The 12693-nt window shown below is 68.1% G+C and carries 11 protein-coding genes; 9 read left to right on the top strand and 2 right to left on the bottom strand.

Going from position 1 to position 12693, the window contains the following annotated elements; all coding sequences use genetic code 11:
* The first annotated feature begins 72 nt into the window (after nt 1–72).
* The 8 genes from QBJ92_RS01470 to QBJ92_RS01435 all read left to right on the top strand — a co-directional run bounded on the left by QBJ92_RS01470 (nt 73) and on the right by QBJ92_RS01435 (nt 8067).
* Entirely contained in the window at nt 73–2187 is a 2115-nt protein-coding gene (locus QBJ92_RS01470; RefSeq protein ID WP_277967887.1) for a phosphocholine-specific phospholipase C, read from the top strand.
* A 94-nt stretch (nt 2188–2281) separates the two neighbouring features.
* Nucleotides 2282–2971 carry an HAD family hydrolase gene (locus tag QBJ92_RS01465; RefSeq protein WP_277967886.1) on the top strand — a complete coding sequence of 230 codons (690 nt, stop codon included), beginning with the start codon at nt 2282–2284 and terminating at the stop codon, nt 2969–2971.
* Nucleotides 2972–3031: 60 nt separating this feature from the next.
* Nucleotides 3032–3499 (top strand): hypothetical protein, encoded by a 468-nt coding sequence (locus tag QBJ92_RS01460; protein ID WP_277967885.1) that lies wholly within the window; start codon nt 3032–3034, stop codon nt 3497–3499.
* Nucleotides 3500–3701: 202 nt separating this feature from the next.
* Nucleotides 3702–4754 carry a glycosyltransferase gene (locus QBJ92_RS01455; RefSeq protein ID WP_277967968.1) on the top strand — a complete coding sequence of 351 codons (1053 nt, stop codon included), beginning with the start codon at nt 3702–3704 and terminating at the stop codon, nt 4752–4754.
* Nucleotides 4751–5773: an acyl-CoA dehydrogenase gene (locus tag QBJ92_RS01450; protein ID WP_277967884.1), complete on the top strand. Its 1023-nt coding sequence runs from the start codon at nt 4751–4753 to the stop codon at nt 5771–5773. Before QBJ92_RS01455 ends, QBJ92_RS01450 begins: the two co-directional genes overlap by 4 nt.
* Nucleotides 5770–6426, top strand: a complete 657-nt coding sequence (locus QBJ92_RS01445; RefSeq protein ID WP_277967883.1) for a PIG-L deacetylase family protein — start codon at nt 5770–5772, stop codon at nt 6424–6426. Before QBJ92_RS01450 ends, QBJ92_RS01445 begins: the two co-directional genes overlap by 4 nt.
* Nucleotides 6423–6998 (top strand): class I SAM-dependent methyltransferase, encoded by a 576-nt coding sequence (locus QBJ92_RS01440; RefSeq protein WP_277967882.1) that lies wholly within the window; start codon nt 6423–6425, stop codon nt 6996–6998. Before QBJ92_RS01445 ends, QBJ92_RS01440 begins: the two co-directional genes overlap by 4 nt.
* Complete coding sequence (locus QBJ92_RS01435) at nt 6985–8067, top strand: glycosyltransferase family 4 protein (protein ID WP_277967881.1); 1083 nt, start codon at nt 6985–6987, stop codon at nt 8065–8067. Before QBJ92_RS01440 ends, QBJ92_RS01435 begins: the two co-directional genes overlap by 14 nt.
* Here the strand turns inward: QBJ92_RS01435 and QBJ92_RS01430 are convergent.
* Both QBJ92_RS01430 and QBJ92_RS01425 read right to left on the bottom strand, forming a co-directional pair.
* Entirely contained in the window at nt 8057–9067 is a 1011-nt protein-coding gene (locus tag QBJ92_RS01430) for an acetamidase/formamidase family protein (protein WP_277967880.1), read from the bottom strand. The two genes, QBJ92_RS01435 and QBJ92_RS01430, sit on opposite strands and share 11 nt — an antisense overlap.
* A 10-nt stretch (nt 9068–9077) precedes the next feature.
* A complete protein-coding gene (locus QBJ92_RS01425; RefSeq protein WP_277967879.1) occupies nt 9078–10949 on the bottom strand; it encodes a gamma-glutamyltransferase family protein in 1872 nt (623 codons plus the stop codon).
* A gap of 302 nt (nt 10950–11251) precedes the next feature.
* Between QBJ92_RS01425 and QBJ92_RS01420 the strand changes: the two genes are divergently transcribed.
* Nucleotides 11252–12685, top strand: a complete 1434-nt coding sequence (locus QBJ92_RS01420; protein ID WP_277967878.1) for a porin — start codon at nt 11252–11254, stop codon at nt 12683–12685.
* The last annotated feature ends 8 nt before the right edge of the window (nt 12686–12693 follow it).

Here is a 12693-nt window from a genome sequence, read left to right as displayed (position 1 = left end):
GCGGATTACGCGTTTGCAGTGCGATCCGCTTGTTCGAGCGGTTCACACGCGTCGTATCTTTGGAGGGTGTCAGTGACCCATGTTTCGCGTCGTGCTTTGCTGGCTGCCGGTCTGTCGGGGGCGACGCTCGCGACCTTGCCCGCCGCGATCGCGCGGGCCGCGGCGATCCCGCCCGCGCGTTCGACCGGGTCGATCAAGGACGTCGCGCATGTCGTGATCCTGATGCAGGAAAACCGCGGGTTCGACCATTATTTCGGGACGATGCGCGGCGTGCGTGGCTTCGCCGACCGCTTCCCGATTCCGGTCTCCGCCGTTCCGGGCACGATGGCGCCGGGGACCGTATGGGATCAGCGCGACCGGGAGGCGGAAGGGGGCGCGCGCACCGTCCGGCCGTTCCACCTCGCGACCCGGACTGATTACGATCTGATGCGGATGGAGGGAACGCCGCACAGCTGGCCCGATGCGCAGCGCGGTTGGGACGAGGGGCGCATGGCGCATTGGCCGGAGGCCAAGAGCCAGCGCGCAATGGGGCATTACCGGCGCGAGGATCTGCCGTTCCAGTTCGCGCTCGCCGAGGCGTTTACGGTGTGCGACGCCTATCATTGCTCGGTCCACACCGGGACCAACACCAACCGCCTTTTCCTGTGGAGCGGCACCAACGATCCGGACGCGACGCACGGCGGTCCGGCGATCGGCAACTCGCACGACAGTTTGCCGGAGAGTGGCGGCTATCCCGATCCGTACCGCTGGACCACGGTGGTCGAACGGTTGCAGGCGGCTGGAGTCGACTGGCGGATCTATCAGGACATGGCGGACAATTTCACGGACAATCCGCTCGTCGGGTTCGCGGCGTTCCGCGCGGCCCATAAAGGCGGCACGGGAGACGCCGCCAATCTGCGCGACCGGGCGCTGACGACCCGCGGACTGGACATGTTGCGCGCCGACGTGCTCGACGGCCGGTTGCCGCAGGTGTCGTACATCATCGCGACTGCCGCCGGGTCCGAGCATCCCGGACCGTCCAGCCCGGCGCAGGGCGCCGCCTATACCGCCGAAGTGCTCGACGCGCTGACGGCGGATCCGGACGTATGGGCACGGACCGCGCTGTTCGTCATGTTCGACGAGAATGACGGCTTCTTCGATCACGTCCCGCCGCCCGCGCCGCCATCACGCGATGCGGACGGATCGCTGCTCGGCGGATCGTCGGTCGATCTTGCCGGATCGTATCACGAGCATGACAGCATCGCGGACAAGGCGCTCGATCTACCGGCATATCGGGGGCGTCCTTACGGCCTCGGCCCGCGCGTGCCGATGTATGTCGTGTCGCCGTGGAGCCGCGGTGGCTGGGTCAATTCCGAGGTGTTCGACCATAGCTCGGTCATCCGCTTCCTCGAGCGCCGGTTCGAGTTCCACGAGCCCAATATCGCGCCGTGGCGCCGCGCGGTGTGTGGCGACCTGACCTCCGCGTTCGATTTCGCCGTTGCGGACGCGGTGCCCGTTTCGGGCATTCCCGATCCGCATGGCGACGCCAAGCGCGCCGCGGCGATCCCCAAGCAGCCCCGGCCGCAGGCACCCGTCACCAACGCGACCCCTTGGCAGGAACCGGGGATCCGCCGGTCGCGACCGTTGCCATATAGGCTGCGGGTCGAAGAAAAGAGGACGGACGGCGCGATCCAGCTTCGTTTCCTGGCGGAAGGAACCGCGGCGGCGGTATTTCATGTCTACGACCGGACCAACCTCGCGCAGGCCCCGCGCCGGTTCACCGTTGCGCCCGGACGATCATTGGAGGGCCGCTGGACGGTTGATCGGACCGGGCGATACGATCTGTGGGTTCTCGGCCCGAACGGCTTCCACCGGCATTTTGCCGGGCACGCAGACGATCCGGCGGCGCTCTCCGCGCTCGCATGGGATGTGACGGGGGACGATCTGATCCTGCGCTTGCCCTTCGCAGCCCGTGGCATGTCGCTGGTGGCGCAGGTCGAGCGGATCGGTGCCGCGCCCGGGACGAGACGGCTTACCGGCGCGCGCTATCGGTGGCCGCTCCACGAAACCTACGGCTGGTACGACATCACGCTCACGTCAGCGGCCAGCCCAGACTATCGCCGCCGTGTCGCCGGGCGAAGCGACGTGCCCGGCCGCGCCACATGCAGCGATCCGTTCGCCGATCGCGATAGCGAGCCGCACGCCTGATACGCCGACCGCGCCGTTCATGATCGGATCGGTTCTTCGATCAGGGCGTTAAGGATCTTCATGTCCCCCCGGCGGGCGGCGGAAAGGGGATCCAATGGCGGTCAAGGCAGTCTTGTTCGATATCGACGGGACATTGGTGGACAGCAACGATTTCCACGTCGCAGCGTGGCAGGAAGTGTTTCGCGGCATCGGCGCCACGTTCGACGATCAGACGGTGCACGATCAGATCGGCAAGGGCGCCGACATGCTGGTCCCGACGCTGCTTCCGGATCTCGACGAAGCGGAGCATCAGAAGCTCGGCAGCGCCCAGGGCGCCATTTTCAAGGATCGGTTCATCGATCGGGTAAAGCCGTTCCCCGGGGCGCATGACTTGCTGGCCCGCGTTCGGGACGACGGTATTCGAGTGGTGCTGGCTTCGTCGGCATCGGCCGAGCAACGCGATCATTATGTCGATCTCCTCGACGCACGCGTGTTGATTTCGAAGACAACGACGGCGGACGACGTGGAGAACACCAAGCCCGCGCCCGATATCTTCGCAGTCGCGCTCGGCAAGCTGGACGGGGTGTCCGCCGACGAGGTCCTCGTCATAGGCGATACGCCGTACGACATCGAGGCAGCCCGCAAGAGCGGGATCGCCACGATCGCGGTACGATCGGGCAAGTTCACCGATCAAGCGCTTCGCGCCGCGGGGGCGATCAAGCTGTACGACGACGTGGCCGCATTGCTCGACGATTATGACGCGTCGCCGATCGCAGCGGCGTCCGCCACCGTCGAGCCACGCTGAACGGCCATAAGCGTGGGGCCAGTTCCCTGACGCCCTTTCTACCCTTCTGAGGAGACCGTTATGCCTGACACAGTACCAACCCCGGTGAGCGGGAATGAAGAAGACAAGGGCAAGCCGGATGGCGTGAATTCCCCCGGGCGCGGCGAGGGCGGCGACAGCGGGGGCGGCAGTTACCAAAACCCGCATAGCGGCAAGGATGGCGACGGCGGTTTCGGCGGGTTCTTCGGGCACGGTGGTCAAACCGACATCGGCTATCATGGGGGCGGACAACTCGGGAGCGAAGGCTCCGAAACCGAGAACGCGACGACAAAGGGGGATGGTCCGCACGCGGACGGCGACGCCGGGCCCAAACCCGGGCCGGTCGGGGATGGAGACAACACCGCCGAGGAATATCCCCGTTCCACGACTGTCGAAGGGCGTCCGATCGAGGTCGTCGATACGTCCGGGATCGCGGCGGCTGAAGCGATGGGGACGACCGGTCGGGACGGGGCGGAGGCGCAGGAATCGGAGCATCCCGGTTCTGGCTGACGGAAGGTACGGTGCCGCCGGACCTTGTCCGTGCGGGTGGGTCAGCAGGCGTCGGTCGATACGCGTCAGTACCGCCTGGCCCTCCCATCGAACTTTCAAGCGGCTGTGATCCTTTCGGGGTGCACTGCGTTTGTACCCCGAAAGCGAGACCAACCTGCCGATACCTTTGCTCGATGCGCGCAACGCGACGTCCCGCCGTGCACTGGCGTCGGGCAATCCTGAGGAGCGCCGACACCGGGAGACGTCCGCCACGGCCATCTGCGTTCCCGCGCGGAATGAAGCGGCCCTTCTTCCGCGGTTCTTGAAGGCCCTGACGGCGCAGGATGACCCAAATGCGTTCGTGCTGTGCCTGCTGCTCGATACCTGTACTGATGACAGCGAGGCGATCGTTGCGGCGCATTGCAACGGCGTTCCCTTCGAGATCGTGACGCGGAAAAGCGTCGCCGATTCAGCGCCCAATGCAGGACGAGCGCGCGCCGCTGCGATGGACTTGGGAATCGAGACGGTCGGGCCGGATGGCATCTTGCTGTCCACCGATGCGGATTCGGTGCCAGCCCCGGATTGGGTCGCGGCAAACCTGGCGGCGCTGGAAATGGCGGACGTGGTCGTCGGCCGGATCGACCGAAGCGGCGGCATTCCGAGTCCGGCGCAGGACCGGATCGAAGCCTATTACGACGGCCTCGCCCGGTTGCGGCGGGTGCTCGATCCGCTGCCGTGGGAAAGCGCGCAGCCGCATCACTATACCAGCGCCGCGAGCCTCGCGTGTTCGGCCGAGACTTATCTGGCGCTCGGCGGGTTCGAGCCCGTGCCTGCCGGGGAAGATGCGCGGTTGGTGGATACGGCGCACCGGCTTGGCATGCGCGTCCGCCGCGACGGCGCGGTTCGCGTGGAGACGTCGGCCCGGCGCGACGGGCGTGCGCGCGGCGGCCTCGCGGATCATCTGCGCGACATGGACCGGACCGGCGGGGCATCGGCGCGGATGGCGCATCCCGAAGACGTTGCGTGGCGCTATGCGCGTCACGCCGTGGCGCGCGCCGGATGGTCGAACGTCGATACCGCCGCCTCGGTGCTGGCAGCAGCAGTCGGGCGATCGGAGGAAGAGGTGCACGCCGCGGCATCCGTGGCACCGAATGCCGAGGGCTTTGCGATGCAGGTGGTGCCCGACATTCCCGGCGGCGAGCGGCTGGTCGATCTTCCCACCGCGGAAGCCGCGCTGGCCGCGTTGCTGGCACGACACGCGGGAGCAGTGGCATGAGCGGGACACCAGATCCGCTCGATATCCTTTTGCCGACCACGGGGACGGACACCCCGGGGATGGGACGCGCCTTGCGCGCGCTGCATGGCCTGGTGCCAGTGGAAGGTGACCCGCAGGATCCGGCGGAAATGCTCGCGCTGCTGCGCTTTCTCTACCGGATCGGACGCCGCGACCTGCCGCTTGCGCGCCTGGTCGAGGGGCATGTCGACGCGCTGCAGATCATCCACCGCTACGACGACCCCGCAGCTGCAGACCGTGTCCTCGCGTCGGCCGCGAGCGGTGCGCTGTTCGGTGTCTGGAACGCGGCGCTGGTCGGCGAACCGCTGCGGGTCACCGACGGACGTCTGTACGGCGGCAAGAGCTTCGCTTCGGGGGCAGGAATCCTGACGCATGCGATCGCCGGGGCCGATACGCCGGAGGGGCATCGGATGCTCTTGGTCGATCTCGCCGCCTCCGCGCCCGAGATTGATCGCACGTGGTGGAACGTGGTGGGCATGGAGCGCTCGCAAACGCATGTCGTCCGCTGGAACGGCGCGGCTCCCGCCAGCTTCCGGACGATTGGGGCGCCCGGCGATTACGTCCGCGAACCTTTCTTCAGCGGGGGTGCGCTGCGCTTCGTCGCGTGCCATGCCGGTGGTGTCGCGGGCGTATTCGATCACGTCCGCAACCACCTCCTGGCCACGGGGCGCGGCGGCGACCCGCACCAGCTCGGACGGATCGCCGAGCTGTACGGCACGGCGGAAGCAGCGGCGGATGCGGTGCGCGCGGTCGCCGCGACCTGGCCCGAACCCGGCTTCGTCGAACGCGTCGCTGCGGCGCGGCTCGCGGTCGCCGCCGCCGCCGAGCGCGCGATCACGCTTGCGCAGCAGACGGTCGGCGTATCGGGAATGTTCGTCGCGCATCCGCTGTCGGCGGCGATGACCAATCTGATGGTCTATCTCCGGCAGCCGGCACCCGATGCGCAGCGCATGCGGGTCGGGCAGGCGGCGGTCGCCGCAGTGCTGGTGCCGGATCTGTGAAGGCGCTGCGGCTCCACGGTGTCCGCAGCGCGCTGATCGTCGCGCCGCATCCGGACGACGAGGCGATCGGCGCCTTCGGCCTGATGCGCCTGCTCAAGCGCCGTGGAGCACGGGTGCGCGCGATCATCGTGACCGACGGCGCGGGATCGCATCCGGGCAGCCGGAAATGGCCCCGCACACGGCTGGTGGCGACGCGGCGTCGCGAGACGCGCGCGGTGCTGCGCGGAATCGGGATCGGAGCGAACGACGTTCGCTTCCTCGCACTGCCGGACGGCGGGCTGACGGCCGGTGGCGGTGCGGTTCGGCGCGCTTTAGCCCGCGCGCTCGCGCAGACGCGGGGGCACGACCTGCTCGTCATGCCCGCGCGCGACGACGATCATCCCGATCACCGCGTGGTGGCCGCCGTCGCCGCCGACTGCCCCGCGATCCGGCGGCTGGAATATCTGGTGTGGCCCAACCGGCAGACCCGCGCGCGCCCTGCAACGCACGCGTTCCCGCTCGGCGTCGGGGCTGCGGCGAAGCGGGGTGCGATCCTGCGGTATCGCAGCCAGTTCGGGATGATCACCGACGATCCGGGTGGGTTCACGATTGCGCGGAACGAACTCGCCGCTTTCACTCACCCCGTGGAACGCTACCGCGAGGCAAGCCGATGAAACCGATCGACCTGGCCGGGTTCGAGCAGAAGTTTGCCGCGAATGCCGATCCGTGGAGCACCTTCACCAACCGCGACGAAGCGCACAAGCGCGGCGCGATCCTCCACGGGCTGGGGGCCGGGCCGACCGGCCGTGTCCTCGAGCTTGCCGCCGGGAATGGATCGAACAGCGTGGCGCTGGCGCGTCGCGCGCTCCGCTTCGATGCGACCGAGGGGACGCAGAGCGGGGTCGATCTGGTGCGCCGCGCGGTTGGCGATGATCGGCACGTGCGGGTTCGCCGGCTGGTGCTGCCCGGTCGGTTTCCGGCCGCTGTGTACGACGCCGCGGTGGTTGCAGAAGTGCTCTACTACCTTTCCCCGCGTGCGCTGCGGCACGTCGCGCGCGACATCGCCGTGGCGCTGCGCCGCGGCGGGCGGCTGATCCTGGCGCACCACCGCGTCGACTATCCGGACTTCGTGCAACATGCCGCGCAGATCCACGCGCGGTTCCTGGCGGACACGGGCGTGGCCTGGCGCGCGGCGGGGGACGTGCGGACCGGACGGTGGCGGGTGCAATCCTATGTCCGCTGCTGACCCCGTGAAGACGCCCGCGCCAATCCGCGTCGCGATGCTCGCGCCGATCGCGTGGCGCACGCCGCCGCACCATTACGGCCCATGGGAACTCGCGACGAGCGTCCTGACCGAAGCGCTCGTCGCGCGCGGGGTGGATGTCACGCTGTTCGCGACGCTCGACAGTGTCACGTCGGGCACGCTCGCCGGGGTCGTGCCGCGCCCCTATAACGACGATCCCGCGATCGATGCGAAGGTCTGGGAGATGCGCCACGTCGCGCATGTGATGGAGCGGGCTGACAGGTTCGACATCATCCACAACCAGGCCGATTTCGTCCCGCTCGCGTTCAGCCGGATGATCGCCACGCCGATCGTCACGACGGTCCACGGGATGCCGTCCGAACGGATCCTGCCGATGCTGCGCGAATATCAGCACGACGTCGACTATGTCGCGATCAGCACGACCGATCGCAGCCCGGAATTGCGCTATTCCGCAACCATTCCGCACGGAATCCAGGTCGAAACGTTCCCGTTCGGCGCGAAACCGGCGCGGGAACTGCTCTTTTTCGGGCGGATTCATCCGGACAAGGGGACGGCGGTGGCGATCCGGGTGGCGAAAGCGGCGGGGGTGCCGTTGCGGATCGCCGGGATCGTCCAGGACCAGCGCTACTTCGAGGAGGAGGTTCGCCCGCATATCGACGGGGTCACGGTACGCTACGACGGGCCGCTCGGCGGCGCGGATCGGCTGGCGGCGCTCGGGTCGGCAATGGCCTTGCTCCATCTGATTGCTTTCGAAGAGCCCTTCGGGCTTTCGGTGGTCGAGGCGCTGGCGTGCGGGACCCCGGTGATCGCGTTCCGGCGCGGATCGATGGCGGACATCGTCCGCGACGGCGAGACCGGGTTCGTCGTCGATACCGCCGAACAGGCGGTCGCCGCGATCGGTCAGATCGGCCGGATCGACCGCACCGCCTGCCGCGCGGACGTGCTGAAGCGGTTCTCGGCGGACCGAATGGCGGCGGACTATCACCGGCTGTACGGCGATTTGCTCGCCCGCAAAGCGATGGCAGGCCGGCGGTTCGGCGTCAGCGCTTGACGAACAGCGCCTTGGGCAGGACGACGTGGACCCCCTTGTTGCGGTCGACCAGTTCGGTGATTTCGACATCCCCCGCGACGCTGATCAGCATATACGCGTCGTCGCGCGTCATGCCTTTCGCCGCGACGAGGAAATCGATCATATTGCGCAGCGCCTTGCGCGTCGCGTTGCTCAGATCGTCGTCGAACCCCATCGCGATATAGGCGGTCGGCGTTTCGGCGCGCGGGTAGGGCGTGGGCACGCGCTTGTGGAGGATGAACTCGAACGTGCCGGTCAGCGATGTTTCGAGCGCGGTGATATCGACTTCGCCATTGCCCTGCGCGGCGTGCCCGTCGCCCGCCTGGAACAGCGCCCCGCGGACATGGACCGGCAGGAACAGTGTCGTCCCCGCGACCAGCGCCTTGTCGTCCATGTTGCCGCCGTTGATCGTCGGCGGCGCGGAATCGTAGCGCCCGAAGGAGGGCGGCGGCGCGACCCCCATGCTGCCGAAGAAGGGCGCGAGCGGCACCTCGATCCCAGGACCGAACTTGCCGACCATCCGCTTGAGGTCGAGCGGGACGATCTTCATCCGCGCATACGGGAAATCGTCGGTCAGGAACCCCGCGCCATAGCGGAACGCGTTGTACGCATAGGGGATCGCCAGATCGATCTTGCGGATGCGGACTTCGAGCGTGTCGCCGGGTTCGGCCCCTTCGATCGCGATCGGCCCGGTCAGGATATGCCCACCCGGACCGCGTTTCGCGGCGGGCACGCCGTCGAACACCGCGCGCAAGGCCGGCTCGATGTCGGCGGGCGCGACCCCGGCCTTTTCGAGACCCGTCGGGCTGTTGGTCAGCAGCGTGTGCATCACCACCGTATCGCCCGACTTGATCGTCAACACCGGCGCGTCGGCGGCATCGTAATGCCCCCAGGCGACCGTCTGCGGGGTCGCCTTCAGCTCATAGGTTTCGGCAGCAACGGGGGACGCCAGCGCAAGCGCGGCGAGCAGGAACAGGCGCATCGTCAGATCCTCAATACGCCAGCGCGCAGCCGTCGGCGCGCATTTCGCTCGCCGCGGCATAGACGCGGGTGTCGCCGTCCATCCGGTGCTCGACGCATTCGTAGCGCCCGAAGCCACCGTCCGGCGCGCCGATTTTCCACCCCATGTCGGCGAGCCGCTGGCGCGTCGCGACGGGTACACCGGTTTCGAGCCGGAGCAGCCCCGTGGGTCCGAGCCCCGGCGTATCCTCGCCCATCGATTGCGACGATCCCTCATGATGCCAGCGCGGGGAGTCCCCCGCCGACTGGATTTCTAGCCCGTAATCGACACGGTTGACGATGATCTGCGTCTGCCCCTGCGGCTGCATGTCGCCGCCCATCACGCCGAAGCTCATCCACGGCGTGTTGCCGCGCGTCGCGAAGCCCGGGATGATCGTCTGGAACGGGCGCTTGCCCGGCGCATAGATGTTGGGGTGCCCGTCCTTGAGGCTGAACAACTGTCCGCGATCCTGGAACATGAAGCCCAAGCCATCCGCGACGAGCCCCGATCCCATCCCGCGGAAATTGGACTGGATCATCGACACCATCATGCCGTCCTTGTCCGCGCAGCTGAAATAGGTGGTGTCGCCGTGGCTCGGGGCCTGGCCCGGATAGACCGGGGTGAGCAGCCGGTCGGGCCGGATCAGCTTTGCGCGCTGCGCGGCATAGTCCTTGGAGATCAGCCACTCGACCGGCACCTTGGCGAAGTGCGGATCGGCATAATAACGCGCGCGGTCCTCATAGGCGAGGCGCTTGGCCTCGGCCTGCAAGTGGATCGACAGCGCGGACTGGAACCCTGCGCGCTTCAGGTCGAACCGTTCGAGGATGTTGAGCATCTGCAGCGTCGCCAGCCCCTGCGTGTTCGCGCCGAGCGCGTGGACGGTGGTGCCTCGATAGTCGGTGGTGCTGGGCGCGATCCATTCCGAATGGTGTGCGGCGAGGTCCGCCGCCGACAGCCATCCGCCGATCCGCTTGAAATAGCGTTCGATCTTCTGCGCGATGTCGCCCTGGTAGAAGGCATCGCGCCCGCCGCTGGCGATCGCACGATAGGTGCGCGCGAGGTCGGGGTTGCGGAACACGCCGCCCGCCGCGGGGCCCTTGCCGTCTGCGAGGCCGTACGTCCGCAGCGCGTTCTGCGATTCCTCCAGCCCGTTCCCGGGGCGACGGAACGCGGCCATGCTGCGGCGGATGTAATAGGCGATGATGTCGGGCACCGGCGCACCCGCTTCCGCCAGCGCGATCGCGGGCTGGAACAGCGCCGCCCACGGCAGCTTTCCGTAGCGCTGGTGCATCGTCCACCACGCATCGACCGTCCCCGGCACCGACACGCTGAGCGCGCCGAGCGGCGGAAGTGCGCCGTTCTTCGCGCGCGACCGCACCGTCTCCAGGCTGAGGCCGCGCGGCGACGCTCCCGATCCGGCGAGACCGACCACCGCCTTGCGCTTGGGGTCCCAGATCATCGCATAGGCGTCCCCGCCGATCCCGCTCGACGTCGGTTCGAGGAAGCCGAGGCACGCGTTGATCGCGATCGCCGCATCGACCGCGGAGCCGCCCGCTTTCAGGATGTCGATCCCCGCCTGCGTCGCGAGCGGATGCGCGGTCCCCGCTGCGCCGTTGAGCCCGTAGACGGCGGTGCGCGAGGCGAAGCTCGCGCCGATCGGGCGGTCGCCGGCGTGGACGTCGGGGCGGAGGAAGCGTTCCTCGCCGGGCATCCAGACGGTGGGGTTGGGGTCGGTTGGCGGTGCGGCACCCTGGCCGGGGCCGGGCGCGGGATCGGTGCTGGTCTTGCCGCTTTGTCCCTGCGCGACGCCCGGCAGCAGGAGGGCGGCCGCGGGCAAGGACGCGATAAAGGTACGACGGCGCATGATGATACTCCCCAGACGACCGCCGTTGTCGCCCGCACGACGGCGCAGGGCAAGGGGGTGCACGACGCATTGAGGTCTGCTGCTGGTGTTGGCTTGCCACCCTCCGCTCGGGCTGCCGCGAATGCCGCAGCACTGACGGATTTCCGGCGCATACGAGTGGATCGGCACGGCGGCGGGATCTTGCCGAGGTCCTGATCCTGCGGCAATGGCGGGGTGATCGGCGGCCCGTGTTCGGGGTCCGCAGCGGCGATCAGGGGCGGTGCCGTGCCGCCTGCAGCGTCGACGATCCGAGAGTATGATCCGTGCAACGACGATTTTTATCCGCCTCGTTCGGCGCTGCCTGCTCGATCCTCCCGCTTGAGGGGGCGCCAGCGCAGACGGTGCAGGAATTGCAGGCACAGATCGACGAACTCAAGGCGACGATCGCCGAGATGAAAGCCGCGCAGAAAGGCAAGGCGTCACCCGGACCAGCGCCCATGCCGCCCGCAAGCGTCGCGGCGGTACCGGCCCCGATCGCCGCGCCGGCTGCACCCCGCGCGGAGCAACCGGCATCTGCGGTCGCTGCCGTGGCGAAGCCCGCCAAACCGCATTGGTACGACCGGATCGGGATCCGCGGCTACACCCAGGTGCGGTTCAACGAAATCGTCAGCGGGGATCGCCGCGCGCCCGATGGCGTGTCGCGGTTGCGCTCGGTTGGCGACAGCGGGCTCGGCGACGATACCAACTTCACGTTCCGGCGCATCCGGCTGATCCTGCAGGGCGATCTGAGCGACCGGGTATCCTTCTATTTCCAGCCCGATTTCGCCAACAGCATCAGCAACCAGTCGGGCGGCGAGCGGCGCGAGGGGTTCGTCCAGCTGCGCGACGCGTATGTCGATACCTTCCTCGACCGCGACAAGCGGTTCCGGCTGCGGGTCGGCCAGTCCAAGGTGCCGTTCGGTTGGGAGAACATGCAGTCCTCGTCCAATCGCCTGACGCTCGATCGCAGCGACGGGATCAATAGCGCAGTGCCGGGTGAGCGCGACATCGGGGTGATCGCCTATTACACCCCGCCGCAGGTCGCCCGGATCTGGGACCGTCTCGAAGACGACGGCCAGAAGCTGTTCGGCAATTATGGCGCGTTCGGCGTCGGCGTGTTCAACGGACAGGGTATCAACCGGACCGAAACCAACGACGGCGTGATGACGGTCGCGATGGGGACGTGGCCGTTCGCGCTCGACGGGCTCGGTGCCAGATTTGCGGGGCAGGTGCTCGAAGTCGGTGGAGCGGCGCTGCAGAACGGGATCGAGCCGGAGATCCGTAGTGGTGGGACGAGCAGCATTACCTATCGCGAGGTGCGCGGCGGGATCCACGCGATCCTGTACCCGCAACCGTTGGGCTTCCAAGCGGAATGGAACTGGGGGCGCGGCCCCGAATACGACGTCGCGCGCGGCGCGATCCGCTCGCTTCCGTTGAACGGGGGGTACGTGCAGACGATGGCGCGCGTGCGACGGTCCCCGGTGGGTCCGTTCATGCCCTATGCCCGGTGGCAACGGTATCGCGGCGGATGGAAGGCGTTGACCAACGCGCCAAGGCTGGAGACCGATGAAGTCGAGCTCGGGATCGAGTTCCAGCCGGTCCCCGCGCTGGAACTGACGCTCGCTTATGCGCACATGCAGCGCAGCGAGGCGGATGAACGGCGCACCGGTCGCGCCGAGGGGGACGTGATCCGGACGCAATTGCAGTGGAATTACTGAGCGCGGCG

Source organism: Sphingomonas echinoides, from assembly GCF_029623395.1.
Lineage (GTDB): Bacteria > Pseudomonadota > Alphaproteobacteria > Sphingomonadales > Sphingomonadaceae > Sphingomonas > Sphingomonas echinoides_A.
The sequence above is the reverse complement of the archived record's forward strand: the minus strand, read 5'-3'. Positions and strand labels throughout refer to the sequence as shown.